Origin of the sequence: Bacillus sp. ISL-78, assembly GCF_018613455.1 — a bacterium.
Classification (GTDB): domain Bacteria; phylum Bacillota; class Bacilli; order Bacillales; family DSM-1321; genus Peribacillus; species Peribacillus frigoritolerans.
Genome location: NZ_JAGGQC010000036.1, coordinates 14261 through 37188, shown reverse-complemented (window position 1 = coordinate 37188; position 22928 = coordinate 14261). Strand labels below are relative to the sequence as shown.

Sequence of the window (22928 nt, the reverse complement as noted above, 5' to 3'; positions counted from 1 at the left end):
ATGTCGCCATTTTTTAAAACAACATAACCCCGGTTAGTTTTATTTGCCATATAATACGCTCAGCGCCAGTTCCAAAACCAAGCAACCATTTAATATTAATGACGCAGGTGCCATGGTCGTTAGTAGTTAAAAGGAAGCCTTTACATTCCGAAACAAAACTTGACAATTTTTTCATAGATTGATAAAGTTATAAAAAAATAATTTCTTATCCAGAGAGGTGGAGGGACTGGCCCTATGAAACCTCAGCAACAGGTCTAAAAAGACACTGTGCTAATTCCAGGGGGTGAAACCTTGATAGATAAGACCGTACGTGTTTATTTGTCAGTAACGCACTCTTTTTTAGGGTGCGTTTTCGTTTTTTCTGGATGCAAGATTAAGGAGAGTAAGAATGGAGAACAAAAGGAAGCATGATTTTCAAAGGAAAATGCAAGCACGGCATATAATAATGCTATCGCTTGGCGGGGTGATTGGAACTGGTTTATTCTTAAGTTCGGGATATACGATTCAACAGGCTGGTCCGTTTGGAACCATCCTTTCGTATTTGATTGGTGCATTAGTGGTTTATCTAGTCATGCTATGTCTAGGAGAACTTTCAGTGCATATGCCCGAGACAGGTGCGTTTCATAGTTACGCAGCCAAATACATCGGACCAGGGACAGGGTATACAGTAGCCTGGTTGTATTGGCTAACCTGGACTGTTGCACTAGGTTCGGAATTCACGGCTGCAGGATTGTTGATGCAACGATGGTTTCCATCAATCAGTGTCTGGATATGGAGTGCTCTATTTGCCATGTTGGTTTTGGCATTAAATGCATGGACCGTTAAGTTTTTCGCTGAATCCGAATTCTGGTTTGCGTCTATTAAGGTATTTGCTATTGTGATATTCATTATTCTGGGAGCTGCGGCAATGGTAGGTTTCATTCCAATGAGTAACGCACAATCAGCTCCGTTATTTTCAAATGTTACAAGTGCAGGTTTATTTCCAAATGGTGCTTTTGCCATTCTAATGACGATGCTGGCGGTGAATTTTGCATTTTCTGGAACTGAATTGATTGGAGTTGCAGCTGGAGAAACTGTGAATCCGGAAAAAACGATTCCAAAGGCAATCCGTATGACATTATGGAGATTGATTATCTTTTTTATAGGTACCATCGTTGTTTTATCCGCATTATTGCCTGTTTCGGATGCAAGCGTATTAGAGAGCCCCTTTGTTGCCGTTCTAGAACGAATTGGAGTGCCATATGCTGCGGATATTATGAACTTTGTAATATTAACTGCCATTTTGTCTGCTGCAAACTCAGGACTATATGCCTCATCCAGGATGCTTTGGTCTCTTTCAGATAAGAAAACTATTTCGCCAATATTTGCAAAATTGACAAAACGGGGTGTTCCATTGAATGCAGTCCTTTTCAGTATGCTGGGAGGTGTTTTAGCACTTTTCTCGAGCATTATTGCTCCGGATACTGTATACATAGTGCTAGTATCCATCTCTGGACTAGCCGTGGTTATAGTTTGGATGAGTATTAGCGCGTCACAGTTTCTATTTCGCAGACGATATATAAACGAAGGAAACTCAGTTAATGATTTGGCTTATCATACACCATTATATCCATTCGTACCAATCGTTTCATTTATGCTATGTCTTGCTTCTTGCGTAGGAATTGCATTTGATCCTACACAAAGAATTGCACTATATTGTGGCATTCCGTTTATTTTGTTTTGCTATGGAAGTTATTATCTGACACAAACCATAAAGAAAAGAGGAGTAGATCATGAAGAATGAAATTAACCCAATTGAAGCAATTTTACGAGATCATTCAGTGATGATTTTGGACGGAGCTTTAGCTACTGAGCTTGAAAGTCATGGGTGTGATTTGGACGATCCCCTGTGGTCCGCACGTGTATTACTTGAAAATCCAGAAGTGATTTACCAGGTTCACTCTGATTACTTTCGAGCTGGTGCTGACTGTGCGATAACGGCAAGCTATCAAGCAACAGTTGAAGGTTTCGCCCTCCGCGGAATACAAGAAAAAGAGGCATTGGATCTAATCAGGAAAACGGTTTTACTTGCAAGAAAAGCAAGAGATGAATTTTGGAAGGAAGAATATCAATCGAATAGACCTAAGCCATTGGTTGCTGCATCAGTTGGACCTTATGGGGCTTATCTTGCAGATGGGTCAGAGTATGTCGGGAATTATGGTGTTTCAGATGAAACTTTAGCGGCATTTCACCGCTCACGAATATCAGCTTTGATTGAAGCAGGAGCTGACATTTTAGCATTTGAAACGATTCCTTCCCTGCAAGAAGCAAAAATATTACATTCATTATTGAAAGATTATCCAGAAGTCTATGCTTGGCTATCCTTTTCTTTGAAAAATGAAAAAGCGATTAGTGACGGCACATTGCTGGAGGAGTGTGCCAGATTGTTTGGGGACAGTGAGCAAATTGCCGCAATTGGCATCAACTGTGCGCCTGTAACAGTTATCACGGAAGCCATACAGGTGTTGCGTGCAAACACGCATAAACCAATTATCGTCTACCCGAATTCCGGTGAATCTTATAATCCAGAAACTAAAACATGGCATGGTCCAGAATCATGTAATAGGCTCGATGTGAAATCTGAAGATTGGCACCATGCGGGGGCAAATATAATTGGAGGATGTTGCAGAACCGCTCCTCATCATATTGCAGCCATTTCAAGAAAGTGGCGACCTTCCGTGGTAACGATCTCCTAGCCTTTTTTTGTTATCAAAAATGGTTTGTTTAAATATGTAAGTAGTCGGTAAACCAATAAACAAAAAGAACAGGAAACGTCATTATCTGGCGGTTCCTGTTCTTTTTGAGCTCTTTATTCAGATTCGAGTGATTTGAGAGGTTTGAATTGTTATTCCTGCCATTTCAGAATCAAGCCGCGCAAGACGGGATGGGAATTTCAGGTAAACCAACCCTTTTGCAAAAACTGAAAAAAGAGAAATTAAATCATATTTTTTTCGTGCTTGGGAAAACTATACAAACAATGAATGGAAAGGAGAGAATGAGTTATGAGTCGTGGTAAAAATTTTAATCATAAAGAAAAAGGACATCCAGGAAATTTACCCAATAATAGAATTAGCGAAGAGAAGGAACACAGCCGCCAATACGAACAGATTGAAGATATTGTCACACATGAAGCTTTCAAAAATCGGGAAAAAGAAGATGAAATGCCTTAATATATGGAAATACAGCATATCTGTTGAGACATTATAATTGAGCAATTTTCCATTTCTTTAAGGATTTCAATAATAGAAGCACATGAATTAAGACATAACTCTCACTTCATGTTGCTTCTTTTTTTGATTAATTCACCAGGGGAAACCAAGATCTTTGTCATGATTTTTCTCTCATTGCAAATAGTTTAGAGGGAAAATTGGAGATAAAACTTAAATCAATCTTTCCTTGATGGAAAATGAATAAGTCTAAAGAGGACAACAGAAAAATGAAGATGGATGATTTTTTGGAAAACCGACTTTCTTCCATATAATAATTAATTAATAAACTCTAAATTTCTAAACAGAAATAATTACGTGCAACCGGCAAAGGGCGATCCGACCTTTCCTAATTGATGAAAGCCGCGGTATCTTTTATATGAACATGCCAGGCAGTATGAGAACATGTTGATGAAGTGCGGTTCTTTTTCCAAATACCAGTTTAAACAAGATGTCTGCTATATTTCATTTTGTTTATCGCGATTTATTTCCACTTCCCGTTTAGCTCTAATAAAGGCGATAAATTGAATCGTTTCCTCTTCAGAAAGGGAAATTCCATCTATAGCTAGCTCCATATCTGGTAAATCCGTTAATTCCATGACTTGAGGTGGCTCTTTATCCATATCCTTAGATGGATAATCCACTCGACCCAGAATGTAATCAGTTGAGGTATCATATAAGCCTGCCAATAAATTAATCGTTTCTAATGAAGGGCGGCGGTGTCCCGATTCGTAACCGGCATAGGTACTCTTGGCGATTCCGAGCCTGTCAGCGGTATATTGCAAAGACCATCTTTTGGCCTTCCTTAATGTAGTCAATCTATTTAAAATCATTATTATTACTCTCCTTTTATATAAATCCATTATAACATCATATTGAAAAAAGTGTACGCGTAATGAATAACTTTCGCTTGATTTCAATATGAAACATGACTATAATAACATGTGTTGTACGCGTTACATGAACATTTAAAGCGGAAACATCCTTTTCTGAGATGATAGAATGATAGTGAAACAGGGAGGCTAATTAGGGGGTAGTATATTGGAAAAGTTAAAATCAAAAATGAAGAAGTTGATGTTGCTTACTACAGGTGGTACAATTGCATCGTTAGAAGGAAAAAATGGACTTGTTCCAGAAATGAAAGCTGACGAAATTTTAGGCCACCTACCGGGATTGGATTTACTATGTCAGATTGATAGTAAGCCTTTGATGAATATTGATAGTACAAATATGCAGCCGGAAGATTGGACAGAAATGGCACAATCCATCCATGAGCAATACCATGATTACGATGGCTTTGTGATTACCCATGGAACAGATACAATGGCTTACACTTCTGCTGCGCTCTCATATATGTTACAAGATTTAGGGAAACCAATCGTCATTACTGGTTCTCAGGTACCGATTGCCTTTAAAAAGACAGATGCCAAAAGGAATATCTCTGATGCGATCCGGTTTGCTTGTGAAGATATTGGCGGGGTATATGTTGTTTTTGATGGCAGAGTCATTCAGGGTACGAGGGCCATTAAATTGAGAACGAAAAGCTATGATTCGTTTGAAAGTATTAACTATCCTTATATTGCTACCATATTCAAAGATAAAATTGAGTATCTAAAGCCAGTTCAATCACCAAAGAATAAGGAAGCTAAGTTGGATGCTTCCCTATGTACTGATGTTGCTTTAGTCAAGCTGCATCCCGGTATTAAGCCTGAATTCTTTGATTTCCTGAAAAATCAATGTCGGGGAATCGTAATTGAAAGCTATGGAAGCGGTGGTATTCCATTTCAAGGAAGAAACATTTTAGAGAAATTGAATGAGTTAGTACAATGTGGAATATCCGTTGTCATTACTACCCAATGCTTAGAAGAAGGGGAAGATATGGATATTTACGAAGTGGGACGAAAAGTCGACAAGAATGTCATCATTCGTTCCAGGAATATGAATACAGAAGCCATCGTTCCTAAGTTGATGTGGATATTAGCGAAGACGCAGGATCCTAAAAAAGTGAAGGAAATGATGGAAACACCGATTGCAGAGGACATTACATTCTAGAACAAACAAAGGGGCAAGAGGAAATGTTGATAGAAGAGAAAACATACCGAATCGAGAAAGACTTTCTTGGGGAAAAGGAAATTCCGGCAGATGTTTATTATGGTATACAAACTTTACGCGCAGTGGAAAATTTTCCGATTACCGGTTACAAAGTCAATGAAGAAATGATTCGAGCACTGGCCATGATTAAAAAAGCTGCCGCTTTAGCGAATATGGATACCAAACGGTTATATGATGGTATTGGAAGCGCTATCGTTAAAGCTTCTGAAGAAGTGATCGATGGAAAGTGGCATGAATATTTCATCGTTGACCCAATTCAAGGCGGTGCGGGTACATCGATGAATATGAATATTAATGAAATCGTTGCCAACCGTGCGTTAGAACTTATGGGACACAATAAAGGTGATTATGTACATGTTAGCCCAAATAGCCATGTTAACATGTCTCAATCAACCAATGACGTATTCCCAACTGCCATTCATTTATCAACACTGCGTCTTTTGGAGCAATTGTTACAAACAATGACCAAGATGAGTACAGTTTTAAAGAAAAAAGCAAAACAATTTGATCATGTTATCAAAATGGGACGCACACATCTTCAGGACGCAGTGCCGATTCGCCTTGGTCAGGAATTCGAGGCTTACAGTCGCGTTTTGGATCGGGATATAAAAAGAATAAGTCAATCACGTCAACATTTATATGAAGTGAATATGGGAGCAACAGCAGTGGGAACGGGATTGAACGCAGATCCGCGTTACATTGAAAACGTTGTTACTTATTTAGCTGAAATCAGTAACTTGCCGCTTGTAGGAGCAGAACATTTAGTAGATGCAACCCAAAATACGGATGCATACACTGAGGTATCAGCTTCATTGAAAGTATGTATGATGAATATGTCTAAAATTGCAAATGATTTACGTTTGATGGCTTCAGGACCGAGAGCGGGATTAGGAGAAATCACACTTCCAGCCCGTCAACCAGGTTCATCCATCATGCCAGGTAAAGTAAATCCAGTCATGCCAGAATTAATTAATCAAGTCGCTTTCCAAGTAATAGGGAACGATAATACGATTTGCTTAGCATCAGAAGCGGGACAACTAGAGTTGAACGTAATGGAGCCAGTGCTTGTATTCAATTTGTTGCAATCAATCAGCATTATGAACAATGCTTTCAATGTCTTTACAGATTATTGCTTGGAAGGCATTGAGGCTAATGAGCAGCATTTAAAAGATTATGTCGAACAAAGTGTCGGAGTGATTACAGCAGTCAACCCGCACCTTGGGTACGAAGTGGTTTCACGTATTGCCCGTGAAGCGATATTGAAAGGGAAATCAGTTCGCGAACTTTGTTTACAATATGATGTGTTGACAGAAGAAGAATTGGATCTGATTCTAAATCCTTATGAGATGACAAAACCCGGAATAGCGGGGGCTTCTCTTTTTGATCGGCAATAAACAGTATTCTGGTGGAAAACATGAATCTATATGATTTTTGATATAATGACCATGCCTTTAGGACCATTGGTATAAAGGCATGGTCATTTTTTTATATTCATTTCAATAGAGTATGTCAAACTAACGTCCGTCAACTGCTTTTTGTCAAAGATAACTGAATATTCAGTTATCAGGGGCGTCAATCTAATCATGGATGGGTTTAACTGATAATAGAAAACCCATCCCCCTAGAATATATCCAGGGGGATGGGGAAACTTGAGCTCAATAATATGCCTGTATTAGCCCTTTACTACTTCCTGTCCTCGGACATTCCAAGTACATGCAAAGACCACTACTGCCAGCACACAAGAAATCGTAATCAATGTAAAACCTGCATTCCAGTGAAAAGTCAACTACATATCCCATAATGGCATTAGCCGCTACAGATCCACCTAGATATCCAAACAAGCCAGTCAGTCCTGCTGCAGTGCCTGCAGCTTTTTTAGGAACTAAATCAAGTGCTTGCAGACCTATTAACATTACTGGTCCATAAATTAAGAATCCAATCGCAATTAGGGATATAATATCAATCATTGGGTTGCCTGCAGGGTTAAACCAATAAACAAGGACTGCGATTAATACTCCTAGCATGAAGACAACGCCAGCAGGTCCCCGACGGCCTTTAAAAACTTTATCAGAGATATAGCCGCATAATAAAGTACCCGGAATACCTGCCCATTCGTATAAGAAATAAGCCGTACTGGACTCGTCCATGTTGAAGCCTTTTTCTTCGCTTAAATAGGTTGGTGCCCAATCAAGTACCCCATAACGGACGAAATAAACAAAGATGTTTGCAATCGCAATCGCCCAGACCCATTTGTTATTTAATACATATTTAAATAATATCTCTTTTGTTGTCAGTTCTGTTTCAAACGTTTTTTTCATTTTATTTGGAAAATCATTACGATACTCTTCAATCGGTGGCTCCCTGACCGCCCGCGGAAAGCGAGTGCCTGAAGTGGAAATCAACGCTTATATTTTACACTCCCTCAAAAAAATGTAGGCATTCTATATTTGTATCGAGTTTGTCTAAAGTCTGAGTCCCAGCAAAAAAACGATCGTTCCTCAGGGGCGATTCTTTGCTGTTATTGTCTTTAAATGGTTTCTTACACCGGGAGAATTTTGTTCAAGAATCTAATCTTACCGTTCTATTCAATATTGTTAAGCCATACATTACAAAGATGTAAATAGAATGATTAAGGGGGAACTGCTTTGTCAGAAGGTGTGCATAGTATCATATTACCTGTTTCCAAAAAAACGGTATGGGGTTTTGTAAGTAGCATAAATCGTTGGGCACCTCTAGTCCCAGGATATATCAATCATGAGATGATAAATGAGCGGACACTTATTTGGGAGTTTAAAAGCGATTTGGGATTAATGAAGAAGAAAATTAAACTGGAAGTGAATATATTGGAATGGATTGAACCAGATAAGGTAACATTTAAGCTTAAGGGATTAAATGAAAAATTTGATGGGCATGGCTATTTTTTAGCGGAAGAGTGCGGAATTGGACAGACTAAAATGACTGGCTGCCTGGCGATTACAGCAAAAGGCGCAAAAGCCCCTATCGTCAATGCTTTGTTAAAAACCTACGTTCCCCAAATGACGATCGAGTTTTCTGAGGCAGTTGCACAAAGTCTTCTTGTACAAAAATAGGAATTACATATTGGAGTTTTATTGGATATTGGTACTTGACAATTATACCTAAGTGGTATGTATTATAAATTGTAAGATTTTTATCAAACCTTCATTTCGACTGAAAAGGTTTTATGATGGATGTCTGGATAGGATTCATAAGTAATAGGCAGGGTAGGAGGCCTCATATGGAGTACGATAAGCAGGTTAAAAATAGAGTAAAGCGAATTGAAGGACAGCTTCGTGGGATTTTGAAAATGATGGAGGATAATAAAGATTGCAGGGATGTAGTAACTCAGTTATCTGCAACCAGATCTGCAATCGATCGGACAATTGGGGTGATAGTAAGTTCCAATCTTGTTGAATGCGTCCGGGAGGCTAATGATTCCGGAGAGAAGAATCCCGAAGAGCTAGTGAAAGAAGCTGTGAATTTATTAGTGAAAAGCCGGTAAGCAATTATTTATTGTTAAATAGGGATTTTTAAGACAATTATTATTAGACTGCCCTGGCCAATCTGAGAAATTTTAGTGTCCGGGGTGGATGGATTTTTTAAAATGGGCCTCTACAAGAAGAGGTCCATTTTTGTGAATTCTCTGTTTTCATTTCTGATAAGCAAATCCTTTGATATAAAGAATTTGCATGGTATCCTTAAAGGGATAAAAATTTAGTGAGGGTATGCTATGGAATTTACGCATGTTACATCGGTTTTGCTCGGCCTCGTCATCATTCTAAATATTTTATTTGCAACGATTGTCATATTTTTTGAAAGAAGGGAAGCGAGCACTACCTGGGCTTGGTTATTGGTTTTATATTTTTTGCCTGTAGTCGGTTTTATTTTATACCTGCTTTTTGGAACAAGTTTAAGGCACGCACACTTATTCCAATGGGAGGATAAGAAGAAGATTGGGATTGAAGAAATCATTGATAAACAGATGGAAGAGCTTTCAACGAATCATTTTCCTTTTCGAAATGCTTCTTCGAGTAATTATCGTGATTTGATTTATATGCATCTCCGAAATAATGATGCCGTACTTACTGAAGATAATCAAGTCGATATTTTTACGGAAGGGAAAAATAAGTTTGATCAGCTTTTTAAAGATATCGAAGCGGCCGAAAACCATATACATATACAATATTACATCATTCAAAGGGACGGCCTGGGTAAACGATTCATTGAAGCTTTGACTAAAAAAGCGAATGAAGGCGTCAAAGTTCGGCTGCTTTATGACGAACTGGGATCTAGAGGGATGACCAAACGTTTCTTCAGGGAATTTAGGCAGGCTGGAGGACGAGTGGAGGCATTCTTTCCTTCCAAATTAAAATTTATAAATTTACGACTGAATTTCCGTAACCATCGAAAGCTCGTCATCATAGATGGAAAAGTAGGGTATGTTGGAGGCTTTAATGTTGGGGATGAATATTTAGGGCTTAATCCAAAATTCGGTTATTGGCGTGATACACACCTTCGTATAGAGGGTTCGGCTGTCAAAGCCATTCAAACTCGGTTTATCCTGGATTGGAATCAGGCATCAAAGCATCATGATATAACTTATCAGCCACATTATTTCCCTATTGTAGAGACCCAAGGGAATATAGATTTGCAAATAGTGACAAGTGGGCCGGATTCTGAATGGGAACAAATTAAAAATGGCTATATTAAATTAATTTCATCAGCAAAGAAATCGATTCTCATTCAAACACCTTACTTCATACCGGATGCCAGTTTATTGGATGCACTCAGGATTGCCAGCTTATCAGGGGTAGATGTAAAAATCATGATTCCGAATAAACCTGATCATCTTTTTGTTTATTGGGCAACGACTTACAATGCAGGGCAGTTATTAAGAGCGGGTGCTAAGGTATACATCTATGATAACGGCTTTATTCATGCGAAGATGATCGTGGTGGACGAAGAGGTCTCCTCGGTGGGGACAGCTAACATTGATGTCCGTAGTTTTAAATTGAACTTTGAGGTCAATGCCTTCATTTATGATGAAGGAATGGCCGAAACACTGACCAGGATTTTTTATAAGGATGTCGAAGTATGCAGGCAGCTTACAATTGAAGAGTTTGAAAAGCGATCAAAGTGGATTCGTTTTAAAGAGTCCATTGCAAGGCTGGTATCACCGATATTATAATATTCTAAATAAGCGGAACCATTACTACATGGTCTGTTCAGACTGTAGACAAATTCGGAAAATAGAGTTTGCCTGCAGTTTTTTTACTTAAAAATAGTACGGAGCTTGATTTCAGAAATCCATTCCCTTTTAGTTGTAGACCATTGTTATTCATTGAGTTTGCAAAATCCTTGACTTCCTCACCAGGCACGCGCTTTCCCCACAGGAGTCTCGCACACCCACTCCAATCAACCTTGCTTTATTTTAGATGGAGCCTCTTTTGTCTCAAAGTCAATAATTGAGGCTTCCTGCATTTTTAAAACAAGTACGGAGCTTTATTTCATAAAACGGCAGTCTTATCTTCAAAACACGGTTTGTGGTGAGACCATTCCGAACTCGGTTTTGGTACAATAGTTTATATCCAGAAAAGGGGGAAAAGCCGTGAAAACGTTTATAATCACAGGAGCTTCAAAAGGTCTAGGTGCTGCCATCGCCAAAGGATGTTTACAGGCGAGTGATCATTGCATTTTAGTTTCCCGCACCGCCCATCCTGAAATGCAGCGGATGGCTGACCGTTCCGGGACGAAACTTACATTTATTTCGCTGGACTTGAATGAAACAGAAAAGTTACCTTCCTTAGTCAATGATATTCTTGCTGCCGTCGATGATACAAGTGACATTTATTTCATTAACAATGCAGGTGTCATTGAACCGATAAAGCCAGTAGGAAACCTTGGTATAAAAAATTTGGAAACGAGCATGAGGGTGAATTTCATGGCACCCATCGTATTGGCTGATGAATTCGTTAAACAGACAAAGGACTGGAACAGAAAGAAGGTAATGGTCAACATATCTTCAGGAGCAGCAAAAAATCTTTATCATGGCTGGGCAGCCTATTGCAGTACTAAGGCGGGGCTGGAAATGTTTACACGGGTTGCAGGGTTGGAACAGGATAAAACGTCTTATCCTACGTCTCTCATTTCTTTTTCACCAGGTGTAATGGATACGGAGATGCAAGGGACAATCCGATCAGCAGACGAACGGGACTTTGCTGATCGAGACAAATTTCATGAATATAAAGAGAAGGGCATATTAAGAAGCCCCGAATTTGTGGCAGATAAACTTTTGCAGCTGCTTGAAGCAGAAGACTTGGAAAATGGGAAGTTCTACGACATTAAGAATTTACTTTGATGTATAGGAGAATATGAAGCGAAAAATCAATTGATGGCTTATAGCGTAGGGGGTGTCCCTTTGGACAGCCTCTTTTTTTTGATCCTTTATTCCATTAAAAAAACGAATCATCATTAGGAAATGTGATAATTCGTTCTATCCAATTACCTGAATAACATAAACTTTTTTTAGGGAGTTTGGAGGGTTTTGAATGACGATCATTATTGTGAAAAAAGGTGACACCCTTTGGGAAATTGCCTCGAAAAACAAAGTTGCCCCATCGAGGATAATTGAAGTCAACGGATTGGAATCAACAACTTTGGTTCCTGGTCTGGCGTTGTATATACCTAATGAAAAAGCGGTGAATCGAAGGTATCTAATTAAAAGTCAGGATACCCTTACTAAAATCGGCAGTCGTTTTGGTACGAGTGCAGCGGCAATCAAGGAGGAAAACCCTGGAATCTCTGAAAACTCGCTAAAAGTCGGTACGGAAATTTTGATACCGTCTCCTTACAAAAATCAATTGATTACGCTGGGTTTTGCCTTCCCGACCACAGGTGGAGTCGTATTTGAAACACTTGAGCAGAATGGTGATAAATTATCCTATTTAGCCATTGTCGCTTATTCGTTTACAAGGGAAGGAAATGCGTACGTTGATGGAGATGATCTCCCGCTTATCGCGAAATGCGAACAGACAGGGGTGACGCCGCTACTGATGATCAGAAACTTTCAAGATGGTGATTTCGATGCTGATTTGGCTGGTGATGTCCTTGCCAGTTCAGTATACAGAGCTAATTTAATCAATAGTATGCTGACTTTCGTTAGGGAGAAAGGCTATGGGGGTGTCAGCATGGACATCGAATTCATCCCACCTGCCAGGCGTTCCGATTATGTGCTTTTTTTAAAAGAATTAAAGGAGGGATTGAACGAACTGATCCTGCATGTGAACGTTCATGCAAAAACAGCGGATAATCCTGATAATCGAATTGTAGGCGGGCATGATTATCGGGGGATCGGAGAGGCGGCAGACCTTGTTGCAGTAATGACCATTGACTATGGGTATCCAACTGGACCGCCTGAACCCATTTCCCCACTCTGGTGGATGGGAGAGGTTCTACGTTATGCTTTGTTGAATATCCCAGAGTATAAACTGCAGTCGGCATTTCCTATGTATGGATACGATTGGATTGTACCAAGCCACGAGACGAAAGCTTTATCAGCTCAAAATGCCCAAAATCTTGCCATTGCAACTGGTGCTGAAATAACTTTTGACACCTCAGCGGCTTCACCTTCCTATTCCTATCGAAGAGAGAATTCGAATCATGTCGTTTGGTTTGAAGATATTCGATCGATAAGTGCAAAATATGAAATGATTGATGCATATGAACTGATAGGTGCAACTTATTGGCAGATTGGTTTGGAATTCCCGCAGAATTGGGAGTTTATAGATAATAATATCTGGATTATCAAATAGAATGAATGGGTGCAGGCGGTTCATATATTTACTTCTTTCGTTTGGTTGTACAACTTTTAACAGAGGCAATATTGTTCGACGGGCATTGAAACGATAAAAAAGGAGCCATGGAAAACCAAGGCTCCTTTTGGTAGTGAATCGAAAGACATGCATCATCCAGGAAGATTGGATGACTGATTTGACAGTGATTGATCACATTGCTTCCCTTGTAAGTCGTTCCTTTTAAAAATTGCATAAAGAAAGGCAAGAAATATCAGGGTGGAGGAAAATTGGAACGTTGTTTTGACACTGTATGTTTCCGTTATAAAGCCTAATAGTAAGACAGAGCCGGCAAATGTAAGATTGATGACTGCTCCCCAAACGGCATAAATTTTTGCAAGAGTCTTTTCCGTAGCATGATCTTGGAATAGCTTTGTATAGATCACTTCCCGGATTTGTTCTGGGAGACCGTACAGGCATGCCAGCAGCAAAGCTAAAGTAGGAATACTGGTAGTTCCAAAAAGCAGGATCAGCAGTGAACTGAGAAATAGCCCGAGAGTGATGAAGAATCCAATATGTTTTTCTAGTAACTTGGCAAAACGGATGACGATCAATCCACTTAAAATCATGCCGACAAAGTAGCTTGTGTTAATGTACCCCCACCATTCCTCACCAAGTTGCAGGTTCTGTTCTACGTATATATATAGAACGGCAGCCACCCACACGCTTGAAGCTAAAGTGGTTATGAAATCAATGGAAATGAGGGTACGTATAGTTGGGATTTGACGAATCGCAACCCATCCGGATTTAATCGAACCCCAGTTTGACGGAGCAACAGGGGCCGTCGTTTGTTCTGGGTCTTTGATTCTGCCTGTATAGATTGTTGAAACGGCATAAAGCATGACCGTAAGCCAAATGATGAAACTGCTGTTGGTACTTATCAATAAGACGGAACCTAGAGGCCATCCTGCTACAAAGATGGTCTGGGTGATCACATTCAAGAAACCATTCGCTTTCATCCGCTCTTCTTTTGGAACTAATTGAGGAACCAAAGCTGCGCTAACCGGGGCAGCGACTCCGTCCAATAATGAAATCAAGGCAATGAAGAAAATGACGGCAACAGAAAAACCATGATTGAAGCTTATTATAAAGATTCCTAGGCAAACGAGTAAGACCGTTTTCCACCATTGAGATTGCACGATGATTCTTTTTAAAGGAAACCTGTCGATGACAAGGGGGGCAAGTAAACTGCTGATGAACCGAAAAATCGTTGTAATGAACGGGAGCAAACTCAAATAGAGGGCAGATCCCGTCAAGTTATATAATAGTGAAATCAACCCGACTACATAAAAAATATCCCCTAGATTTGCAAATGCCTGACCAATCCAAAGGCATCGAAACGATGTGTTTTTCATGAATACCATCCTTTACGAAAATAAAGTTCATGGATATATAGAATGGTTTATTTTTTTACACTGGATTCACTCCTTCATTCAATAGATTGCATGAGCCGGGTTGGCTGTTTTATAGATGATTTTACCATAATATGAACGTGGGGGTTCTGAAATGCTTGCTCAATATTGAATATGGAATTATACTCCTTAATATATGTAAAAAAGGAGAAAAATTTGATGATTCGACGTTTTGCTTCATATTACCTGCCGCATAAGCGGTTATTCATTATTGATTTCTTCAGTGCAGTGGTCGTGGCTGTACTTGAACTTGCATTTCCGCTAGCAGTTCAGTGGTTTATTGATACACTGCTGCCTGGCGACGATTGGTCTGCCATTGTTTCGGTAAGTGCCGGTTTGTTCCTGCTTTATATCATTAGTACCTTCTTGCAGTTCATCGTAGGGTACTGGGGTCACAAATTGGGTATAAATATCGAGACTGATATGCGTGAGGAATTATTTGAGCACGTGCAGAAACAATCATTTCGTTTTTTTGATAACACGAAAACCGGCCATATCATGAGCCGCATAACCAATGATCTGTTCGATATTGGTGAACTTGCTCACCATGGTCCCGAAGATTTATTCATTGCCTTCATGACTTTTATAGGTGCATTTTGGATTATGTTGACAATCAATGTGAAACTGGCACTCGTATCGGTTTGTATTTTACCTTTCCTCGTGTTATTGATTGTCATAAGTAATTTAAAGATGAATAAATCTTGGAAGAAAATGTATACAGAGGTTGCGGATGTAAATGCCCGTGTGGAAGATAGCGTCTCAGGAGTGAGGGTTGTACAATCCTTTACGAATGAAACATATGAAATGAAAAGATTTGCTACTAATAATCGCAGATTCCGTAAAGCGAAACTACTAGGATATAAGGTAATGTCCTTTAGCTTATCAGGTATTTACATGATGACGAGGTTCATGACCCTTGCCGTGTTGGTGATAGGAGCTTGGCTAACTTTTCATGGGCAGCTATCTTATGGGGAACTGGTTGCATTCGTCTTATATGTTAACGTATTATTTAAGCCGATCGACAAAATCAGTGCGTTGATGGAACTATATCCAAAAGGGATGGCCGGTTTTAAACGTTTCACGGAACTACTGGATGTCGCGCCTGATGTAGTGGATAAAAAGGATGCAATTGAGGTGACCACCCTTTTGGGGGATATTTCCTTTAAAGATGTTTCTTTTAACTATGAAGACAAAAAGCCAGTTTTAAAAGGAATTGATCTAACAATTAAAGCTGGTGAAACCATCGCTTTTGTCGGGCCTTCAGGAGCTGGGAAAACGACCATATGTTCATTGATCCCACGTTTTTATGATGTTAAGGCCGGTTCAATATCCATTGACGGAATTGATATTCGTGAAATGACGAAAAAGTCATTGCGCTCACAAATTGGCATAGTCCAGCAAGATGTATTCCTTTTCACAGGAACAGTAAAAGAGAACATTGCGTATGGAATGCTTGGAGCATCGGATGAACAAATTCAAGAAGCCGCCAGGAAAGCCCATTTGGAGACTTTCATTGAAGGACTTCCAGAAGGCTATGAAACTCAAATAGGTGAACGAGGCTTGAAATTATCCGGAGGACAAAAACAACGAATTGCAATAGCGAGAATGTTTTTAAAGAATCCGCCAATATTAATTCTCGATGAGGCAACCTCTGCACTCGATACGGAGACGGAAAGAATCATTCAACAGGCCCTTACGGAACTAGCTGAAAACAGAACGACGTTAATCATCGCACACCGATTGGCAACCATTCGAAACGCCGACAAGATCGTGGTTGTTACGGAAGAAGGAATTGCTGAAGAAGGTGGTCACGATGACTTACTTAAGCAGGGGGGCATTTTTGCCAATCTGCATCAATTACAATTTCAAAAATGATGGTGATCAAAAGCTACATGCCCTTTCATTGAGGATATGTAGCTTTTTTTATTTGGTGGAGTTATTTCTTATTGAGTTAAATATTTCCATTTTAAAAGAATGGAAGTGCCCTTTTTGTTAACATATAACTTGATTCTTAAATTGTTTTCATTTGAGGGTGCGGTATGCGGATAGACTCCAAAACCTGTATCTGCTTGCGCCAGTCTTTAACTATCATTAAACACATAAGTCTTCATATTGACGAGTCGGGGCAGTAGGCACTTAATTTGAGAGTTGGTCTAGGCAGTCTTGCAACTGGATTTTGCACCGCTTATTGATTGGGCCATACCGAACTGAATGTCAGTGGAAGTAGGTATGCAGTGTACTAACAACCGAATCACGGGTAATAAAAGTTATGGAAAATATAATAATGTAGCAAATGGGAGGACTTGGAGTTGATCCAGGTCTTTTTTTGGTTCATTAACTTCACTTGAAATAGCAGATTCTTGATTTAGGATAAGTAAACTCATGCCCTATTCCGAAAATGCAACGGAACCGATTCTTCAAGTTATCCATAAAATAATTAAAGATGTTTTAGTAATGGGTAATATTTTTAAAAAATATGGAGAGGGTTTGAAGAAGGTTGAAGCACCCAATATTTTTACAACCGGTTTTCAAAGAAAAAATATGGGGAGGCACTGCGTTACGAGACAAATTCCATTATAACATTCCTTCACAAAACACAGGTGAATGCTGGGCAATTTCTGCCCATCCAAATGGGCAAAGTATTGTAAGTGCAGGTCAATTTAAAGGCCTTTCCCTAGGAGAACTTTGGCGAAAACACCCTGGGATTTTTGGTGGGATGAAACAGGGGGATTTTCCACTTTTAACAAAAATTCTAGATGCGAATAATGATTTATCTATACAAGTCCATCCTAACGATGAAAATTCTAATAACAAGGAAAACGGAATGCAGGGTAAAACAGAGTGCTGGTATATAATCCATTGTGAAGAAGATTCAGAGATTGTACTTGGGCATAATGCAAATACAAAGGATGAATTAATAAACATGATTGAAAATAAGCAATGGGATCGATTGCTTAAAAGAGTAAAAATTAAACCGGGTGACTTTTTCTATGTACCAGCTGGTACGATACATTCTCTTGGTAAAGGAATCCTTGTTTTGGAAACACAACAAAGCTCTGACTCCACTTACCGTGTCTATGATTATGACCGTGTCGACAGTAATGGTAACCTTAGAGAATTACATTTGGATAAAGCGATTGATGTAACGATAATTCCTCATGAACTAAAAGAATCAGGTTGTATAGTGATAAAAAAAGAAGAGGCAACCATTACAAGATTTGTAGATTCAGAGTATTTCTCTGTATATAAATGGGAAGTGAATGGTGTTTATTCTAATACACAAAACGAAAAGTTTCAATTAGCAAGTGTAATCGAAGGAACTGGTCAAATTAAAACAGCAGAAGGAACATCTTTATTCAAAAAAGGAGACCACTTTATTCTGCCGTTCGATTTAGGGGATTTTGAAATTAAGGGTAATTTAGAGCTAATCGTTTCACACCCATAAGGTTGTAGTCGGAATTATAATGAAAGAGGTATGAAAAGTAAAATATAATAATAATACCCAAATATCAATAATAACTTAAGAAAGCAAACAAATTTTTATTCAAATATTATGTCAAGTGAGTATGTCAGCCATATAGGTAATAAAACATGATTTGAAAGGAACTCTTTTATTCGTGTAAAACATCTGATGCTAATTCAATAAAAAGGTGGTAAAGAATGAAGGGAGTAATACTTGCTGGTGGTACAGGGTCCCGTCTAGAGCCATTGACTAAGTTTCTGAATAAGCATCTTTTGCCAGTAGGTCCTTATCCGATGATTTTTTGGTCAATTTTAAAGTTGAAAGAAGCCGGAATAAATGAAATTTTAATTGTAACAAATAAAAACCATCTTAGTTCCTTTATCGAATTATTGGGACTCGGGGAAGATCTCCATGTAAACATTCAATTTAAAATACAGGGTAACGTAGGTGGAGGAATAGCGGATGCATTAATATCAGCTAATGATTATATAAAAAATGAAAAGTTTGTCGTATTACTAGGAGATAATATTTTTGAAGATTCATTATCCCCATTTGTTCAGTCATTTCAAAAACAGAAAAAGGGTGCAAGGTTACTTCTAAAAGAAGCGGAAGATCTTACTCGATATGGTGTACCTCATTTAGACATAACCAACCAAAAAATAAAATCCATCATTGAAAAACCGAGCAATCCTCCGTCTTCGTATTGTGTGACTGGAATCTATATGTTTGATCAAAAGGTTTTTGAATATATTGAAACGATTCATCCTTCACATCGAAATGAGTTGGAAATAACCGATGTGATTAATCTATATATTCAAGATGATCAACTGCAATATGATATTTTGCAAGGATGGTGGGTTGATGCAGGTACACATGATTCGCTTTATCAAGCCAATCAATATGTATACGAAAAAATAAAGAAGGAGGATGCGAAGTGAAACGACACCTCCTCATAACAGGTGGAGCCGGTTTTATTGGATCTAATTTTATATCCTATTTACTTGAAAATACTAAATACTATATAACCAACGTGGACTCTTTAACCTATGCCGGTAATCTTGAGAATATCCAATCATTTGAGAAATCGAATCGCTGTCGTAGAATTAAAGCGGATATTGGTGAAAAAACAGAATTATCCAAGGTATTTGATCAAGATTACTTTGCCATCATTAATTTCGCTGCAGAATCCCATGTAGACCGTAGTATCGAGGATGCATTTCCATTTATTCACACTAATATTATAGGGACATATAACCTATTACAAGCAGTTATATCTGGAAAAGCTCATAAAATGATTCAAATCTCAACCGATGAAGTATATGGTTCTTTAGAGCCGTATGATTCTCCATTCACTGAAACAACTTCTCTTTCTCCGAACAATCCATATTCAGCAAGTAAAGCCAGTGCGGATTTATTGGTAAGATCTTACTTCCAAACCTATCAGCTGCCGTTAACGGTTACCCGGTGCAGCAATAACTATGGTCCCATGCAACATACAGAAAAATTCATTCCTAAAGTCATTACGAGAGCCTTGAATAATATGGAAATCCCTTTATATGGCGACGGATTAAACATTCGTGACTGGATATATGTTGAGGATCATTGCCGGGCGATCCATGCTGTTCTTGAAAAGGGAGTGGCCGGAGAGGTCTATAATATTGGAGGTTCTGAAGAAAAAACAAATCGAGAAATAATCGACTATATTTTAAAGAAGTTAAGAAAAGAGGAAACACTAATCAAGCATGTAGCGGACCGAAAAGGGCATGATCGTCGATACTCCATGGATTCCTCGAAAATCTCGAGGGAACTAGGTTGGAGACCAACTATTTCTTTTCATGAAGGGATTCAAAAGACGATCGAATGGTATCGCCAAAACGAACAAAAGAATGGGTGAGAATTTGGATATTGTCATTACGGGTGCCAATGGCCAGTTAGGAAAAGAACTAGAAAGAAGGTTAGGTCCATTTCATAATGTGGTAAGTTTAAGTAAAAATGATTTAGACATATCAGAAAAAGAGGAAGTATATAAAAAAATCACCCACCTTGAGCCACAAATCATTATTCATGCTGCCGCATTTACTGCCGTGGATCAATGTGAAACGGACCGTAGAAAGGCTTTTGAGGTAAATAGCCTTGGTACGGGCTATATTTCGAATGCTGCAAATATGGTTGGCGCTCGGGTATTTTATATTAGTTCTGATTATGTGTTTGATGGAAATAAGCAATCTCCTTATTTGGAAGAAGATGTTCCAAACCCACAATCAATTTACGGTATAAGCAAGTGGATTGGGGAACAATTCGTACTTTCAATAAATAATGGTATAGTGATCCGCACTTCCTGGTTATATGGTCATGAAGGAAAGAATTTTGTGAAGACCATGTTAGAACTGGCGAAAAAAAATAAGGAAATAAGAGTTGTAAATGATCAAGTGGGTTCCCCCACCTATGTTAATGATCTTGCTGAAACAATAAGTCATTTATTGAATAAGAAAAGTGGCATTTATCATGTATGTAATGAGGGTTCATGCTCTTGGTATATATTTGCAAAGGCTATTTTTGAGGAAGCTGGATTCGATCCATATTTGGTAAAAACCATAACGACTGAAGAATTTGGTGCTTTAGCCCCAAGACCTCATTTTTCAGTTTTAGAAAATAAAGCATTGCTTCGAGAAAATGTTCAAATTCCCCGTCCATGGAATGAAGCATTAAAGGAATTTATTCGAAAAGAGGTCTGTCATGATTGAAGGTGTAAGGGTAAAGAAACTTGTAAAACATTGTGATGACCGTGGCTTTTTTGCAGAGCTTGTCCGTGATGATGAACCTGAATTGTTATCGAGGTTTGGTCAGGCTTCTTGTTCGATGAGTTATCCAGGAGTCATAAAAGCTTTTCATTATCATGAGAAACAGGATGACCTATGGTTTTTTCCTTCTGGAAATGCCCAAGTCGTTCTTTATGATTTGAGGGAAGGTTCTTCTACAAAGGGTGAAACTGATGTGTATTATATGGGGGAGGAAAATCCAATCATGCTACTGATACCAAAAGGCGTTGCACACGGGTATCGGGTTCTCGGGCAAAAACCTGCAACGATTCTATACTTCACAACTGAGTCATATAACCCGAAAAATCCTGATGAGAAACGGATTAATTGGGATGATTCGGAAATAGGTTTTTCATGGGAGACAGAAAATAAATAATGAGTTCTTTACAGAGAGAAATTAAAATGTAATTGGGGCCGGTTCTATTGTAGCTATTTATGGAATCTGGTTTTTTTCTTTGTCTTTTCCAGATTCGTTGAATTTCCGTGAAGCCTTTAATAATTCTTATTTTAATAAATTAATAAGTATATATAGAAATAACCAAAGTATAAATACATATATATCCTATTCCCTAAAATAATTGATGTCTCCAATGAATCCATGTATTAATATACCTTGGTACGTAGATCTTCATTAAACTTGATTCATCTCAAAAACTTGATTTAGATGCAAAAGTAATCTTAATTATATAAAACGTGAACGAAATCCACTATTTGTATTAAAGTAAAAATATTCATGAAAGGAAACGAATAGCTTGTAGTGATCTGAATTGAAATGGGATAATCCCAGACAAAATAGCAATTGAGGTGAAAATGATGAAAAATGGAGTAAATCTCATTGGATATGCTAGAGCTGAATCAGGTTTGGGTGAAGCATGTCGTTCGGCTGCCAAAGCTCTGCAATCTGTAGGTGTTCCGTTTTGCATCATTAATTTTCCTAGATGTCCTTCAAGACAAAATGACCTTAGTTGGAAACACAAAGAAGTAAAACAGCCTATTTATAAAACTAATATTTTTTTTATAAATGCAGACCAACTGTATTATCACTTTAGTTTAACCAATTTAAAAAGAGAATGGTTTAACAATCGATACAATATTGGATATTGGCATTGGGAATTGCCTGAATTTCCAGATACTTGGGTAAAGAGCTTCGATTTAATAAATGAAATTTGGGTTCCTTCACGTTTTATATTAAATTCAATTTCTTCGAAAACATCAAAACCTATTCATTTTATTCCCCATGCAATTTCCGTTGAAATCCCAAAAATAAATCGGACTCATTTTAGTTTACCAAATAATCGCTTTCTGTTTTTAACGATGTTCGATCTTCACAGTACATCAGCCAGAAAAAATCCCTTAGCGGTCGTAGAGGCATTTAAAAAAGCTTTTCCGCAAAATGATCATACAGTTGGTTTAGTTCTTAAGATCAATAATGCATCTCATTTTCCAAACGAAGTTAATTTAATAAAACAAAAAATTATGGGGTTAAATAATATATTTTTAATTGATAAAGTGTTAAGCCGCATAGAGGTTAATGGGTTAATGAATGTCACAGACAGTTTAATTTCCCTTCACCGTTCAGAAGGATTTGGTTTACCGCTAGCTGAAGCTATGTATTTGGGGAAACCAGTGATTGCAACAAACTGGTCGGGAAACGTTGATTTTATGAATGAAAACAATTCAAGTTTAGTTGATTTTACATTGAAAAATATTGAGGGAAATTACGGACCCTATTTAACAGATCAAAAATGGGCAGAACCTGAAATTGATCATGCTGCGTTTTTAATGAAAAAAATGGTGGATGATGCAGATTACGCTAATCGAATTGGTTTACAGGCTAAAAAAACAATATTAATTAAATACTCACCCAAAAATATAGGACGTATATATAAAATACGTCTAAATCAAATCGGATTATTATGATTAATAAAAGTATCATACTAAAATTTGAGCGAGACTTAGAAAAACTAAAAACCTAACTTACTTTGTAAAAAAAGAAAACTGTAGAGGCA

At 38.3% G+C, this 22928-nt stretch carries 19 protein-coding genes, 1 pseudogene and 1 riboswitch; of the genes and pseudogenes, 17 read left to right on the top strand and 3 right to left on the bottom strand.

The window, feature by feature from the left end; translation table 11 throughout:
• Window positions 1–202: 202 nt before the first annotated feature.
• A riboswitch (SAM riboswitch) is annotated at window positions 203–305 on the top strand.
• A gap of 83 nt (window positions 306–388) precedes the next feature.
• From mmuP to J7I96_RS24860, 3 genes are all read left to right on the top strand, one after another.
• Window positions 389–1783: an S-methylmethionine permease gene (gene mmuP / locus J7I96_RS24870; RefSeq protein WP_214772732.1), complete on the top strand. Its 1395-nt coding sequence runs from the start codon at window positions 389–391 to the stop codon at window positions 1781–1783.
• Window positions 1773–2735: a homocysteine S-methyltransferase gene (gene mmuM / locus J7I96_RS24865; RefSeq protein ID WP_214923059.1), complete on the top strand. Its 963-nt coding sequence runs from the start codon at window positions 1773–1775 to the stop codon at window positions 2733–2735. The genes mmuP and mmuM overlap by 11 nt, the downstream gene beginning before the upstream one ends.
• Before the next feature lie 306 nt (window positions 2736–3041).
• Window positions 3042–3209, top strand: a complete 168-nt coding sequence (locus J7I96_RS24860) for a hypothetical protein (protein ID WP_162878727.1) — start codon at window positions 3042–3044, stop codon at window positions 3207–3209.
• Between the two features lie 494 nt (window positions 3210–3703).
• On the opposite strand, the gene J7I96_RS24855 is transcribed toward J7I96_RS24860, so the two are convergent.
• Window positions 3704–4078 (bottom strand): helix-turn-helix domain-containing protein, encoded by a 375-nt coding sequence (locus J7I96_RS24855; RefSeq protein ID WP_214772734.1) that lies wholly within the window; start codon window positions 4076–4078, stop codon window positions 3704–3706.
• Window positions 4079–4307: 229 nt separating this feature from the next.
• On the opposite strand from J7I96_RS24855, the gene J7I96_RS24850 reads away from it, so the two are divergent.
• A complete protein-coding gene (locus J7I96_RS24850) occupies window positions 4308–5297 on the top strand; it encodes an asparaginase (RefSeq protein ID WP_214772863.1) in 990 nt (329 codons plus the stop codon).
• 23 nt (window positions 5298–5320) lie between these two features.
• Window positions 5321–6751, top strand: a complete 1431-nt coding sequence (aspA, locus tag J7I96_RS24845; RefSeq protein WP_034307227.1) for an aspartate ammonia-lyase — start codon at window positions 5321–5323, stop codon at window positions 6749–6751.
• Between the two features lie 278 nt (window positions 6752–7029).
• Here aspA and J7I96_RS24840 read toward each other — a convergent pair.
• Window positions 7030–7717: pseudogene (locus tag J7I96_RS24840) on the bottom strand (MFS transporter); the annotation flags it as partial.
• A gap of 285 nt (window positions 7718–8002) precedes the next feature.
• On the opposite strand from J7I96_RS24840, the gene J7I96_RS24835 reads away from it, so the two are divergent.
• From J7I96_RS24835 to J7I96_RS24815, 5 genes are all read left to right on the top strand, one after another.
• Entirely contained in the window at window positions 8003–8446 is a 444-nt protein-coding gene (locus J7I96_RS24835) for an SRPBCC family protein (protein WP_214772735.1), read from the top strand.
• A 167-nt stretch (window positions 8447–8613) separates the two neighbouring features.
• On the top strand, window positions 8614–8877 hold the full coding sequence (locus J7I96_RS24830; protein WP_214772736.1) for a metal-sensitive transcriptional regulator: 264 nt from the start codon (window positions 8614–8616) through the stop codon (window positions 8875–8877).
• A gap of 228 nt (window positions 8878–9105) precedes the next feature.
• On the top strand, window positions 9106–10563 hold the full coding sequence (cls, locus tag J7I96_RS24825; protein WP_214772737.1) for a cardiolipin synthase: 1458 nt from the start codon (window positions 9106–9108) through the stop codon (window positions 10561–10563).
• Between the two features lie 420 nt (window positions 10564–10983).
• A complete protein-coding gene (locus J7I96_RS24820) occupies window positions 10984–11733 on the top strand; it encodes a (S)-benzoin forming benzil reductase (protein WP_214772738.1) in 750 nt (249 codons plus the stop codon).
• Window positions 11734–11923: 190 nt separating this feature from the next.
• Complete coding sequence (locus J7I96_RS24815; protein ID WP_214772739.1) at window positions 11924–13186, top strand: glycosyl hydrolase family 18 protein; 1263 nt, start codon at window positions 11924–11926, stop codon at window positions 13184–13186.
• 152 nt (window positions 13187–13338) lie between these two features.
• Here J7I96_RS24815 and J7I96_RS24810 read toward each other — a convergent pair whose 3' ends face one another.
• Complete coding sequence (locus tag J7I96_RS24810; protein ID WP_214772740.1) at window positions 13339–14580, bottom strand: MFS transporter; 1242 nt, start codon at window positions 14578–14580, stop codon at window positions 13339–13341.
• Window positions 14581–14796: 216 nt separating this feature from the next.
• Between J7I96_RS24810 and J7I96_RS24805 the strand changes: the two genes are divergently transcribed.
• The 7 genes from J7I96_RS24805 to J7I96_RS24775 all read left to right on the top strand — a co-directional run bounded on the left by J7I96_RS24805 (window position 14797) and on the right by J7I96_RS24775 (window position 22839).
• Window positions 14797–16512 carry an ABC transporter ATP-binding protein gene (locus tag J7I96_RS24805; RefSeq protein ID WP_214772741.1) on the top strand — a complete coding sequence of 572 codons (1716 nt, stop codon included), beginning with the start codon at window positions 14797–14799 and terminating at the stop codon, window positions 16510–16512.
• Window positions 16513–17134: 622 nt separating this feature from the next.
• Window positions 17135–18082 (top strand): mannose-6-phosphate isomerase, class I, encoded by a 948-nt coding sequence (gene manA, locus J7I96_RS24800; protein ID WP_214772742.1) that lies wholly within the window; start codon window positions 17135–17137, stop codon window positions 18080–18082.
• A 215-nt stretch (window positions 18083–18297) separates the two neighbouring features.
• Entirely contained in the window at window positions 18298–19038 is a 741-nt protein-coding gene (locus J7I96_RS24795) for a sugar phosphate nucleotidyltransferase (RefSeq protein WP_214772743.1), read from the top strand.
• Window positions 19035–19994, top strand: a complete 960-nt coding sequence (gene rfbB / locus J7I96_RS24790; protein WP_214772744.1) for a dTDP-glucose 4,6-dehydratase — start codon at window positions 19035–19037, stop codon at window positions 19992–19994. Before J7I96_RS24795 ends, rfbB begins: the two co-directional genes overlap by 4 nt.
• A 4-nt stretch (window positions 19995–19998) precedes the next feature.
• Window positions 19999–20844 (top strand): dTDP-4-dehydrorhamnose reductase, encoded by an 846-nt coding sequence (rfbD, locus tag J7I96_RS24785; protein ID WP_214772864.1) that lies wholly within the window; start codon window positions 19999–20001, stop codon window positions 20842–20844.
• Window positions 20837–21295, top strand: a complete 459-nt coding sequence (locus J7I96_RS24780) for a dTDP-4-dehydrorhamnose 3,5-epimerase family protein (protein ID WP_214772745.1) — start codon at window positions 20837–20839, stop codon at window positions 21293–21295. Before rfbD ends, J7I96_RS24780 begins: the two co-directional genes overlap by 8 nt.
• A gap of 434 nt (window positions 21296–21729) precedes the next feature.
• Window positions 21730–22839 carry a glycosyltransferase gene (locus J7I96_RS24775; RefSeq protein WP_251029241.1) on the top strand — a complete coding sequence of 370 codons (1110 nt, stop codon included), beginning with the start codon at window positions 21730–21732 and terminating at the stop codon, window positions 22837–22839.
• Window positions 22840–22928: the final 89 nt, after the last annotated feature.

Excerpts from the sequence above, each read along its gene's own strand:
- J7I96_RS24855 (WP_214772734.1), bottom strand. The coding sequence starts at position 4,078 with ATGATTTTAAATAGATTGACTACATTAAGGAAGGCCAAAAGATGGTCT.
- J7I96_RS24805 (WP_214772741.1), top strand. The coding sequence starts at position 14,797 with ATGATTCGACGTTTTGCTTCATATTACCTGCCGCATAAGCGGTTATTC.
- mmuM (WP_214923059.1), top strand. The coding sequence starts at position 1,773 with ATGAAGAATGAAATTAACCCAATTGAAGCAATTTTACGAGATCATTCA.
- J7I96_RS24775 (WP_251029241.1), top strand. The coding sequence starts at position 21,730 with ATGATGAAAAATGGAGTAAATCTCATTGGATATGCTAGAGCTGAATCA.
- J7I96_RS24795 (WP_214772743.1), top strand. The coding sequence starts at position 18,298 with ATGAAGGGAGTAATACTTGCTGGTGGTACAGGGTCCCGTCTAGAGCCA.
- J7I96_RS24815 (WP_214772739.1), top strand. The coding sequence starts at position 11,924 with ATGACGATCATTATTGTGAAAAAAGGTGACACCCTTTGGGAAATTGCC.
- mmuP (WP_214772732.1), top strand. The coding sequence starts at position 389 with ATGGAGAACAAAAGGAAGCATGATTTTCAAAGGAAAATGCAAGCACGG.
- J7I96_RS24780 (WP_214772745.1), top strand. The coding sequence starts at position 20,837 with ATGATTGAAGGTGTAAGGGTAAAGAAACTTGTAAAACATTGTGATGAC.
- J7I96_RS24830 (WP_214772736.1), top strand. The coding sequence starts at position 8,614 with ATGGAGTACGATAAGCAGGTTAAAAATAGAGTAAAGCGAATTGAAGGA.
- aspA (WP_034307227.1), top strand. The coding sequence starts at position 5,321 with ATGTTGATAGAAGAGAAAACATACCGAATCGAGAAAGACTTTCTTGGG.
- J7I96_RS24810 (WP_214772740.1), bottom strand. The coding sequence starts at position 14,580 with ATGAAAAACACATCGTTTCGATGCCTTTGGATTGGTCAGGCATTTGCA.
- J7I96_RS24850 (WP_214772863.1), top strand. The coding sequence starts at position 4,308 with ATGAAGAAGTTGATGTTGCTTACTACAGGTGGTACAATTGCATCGTTA.
- J7I96_RS24860 (WP_162878727.1), top strand. The coding sequence starts at position 3,042 with ATGAGTCGTGGTAAAAATTTTAATCATAAAGAAAAAGGACATCCAGGA.
- cls (WP_214772737.1), top strand. The coding sequence starts at position 9,106 with ATGGAATTTACGCATGTTACATCGGTTTTGCTCGGCCTCGTCATCATT.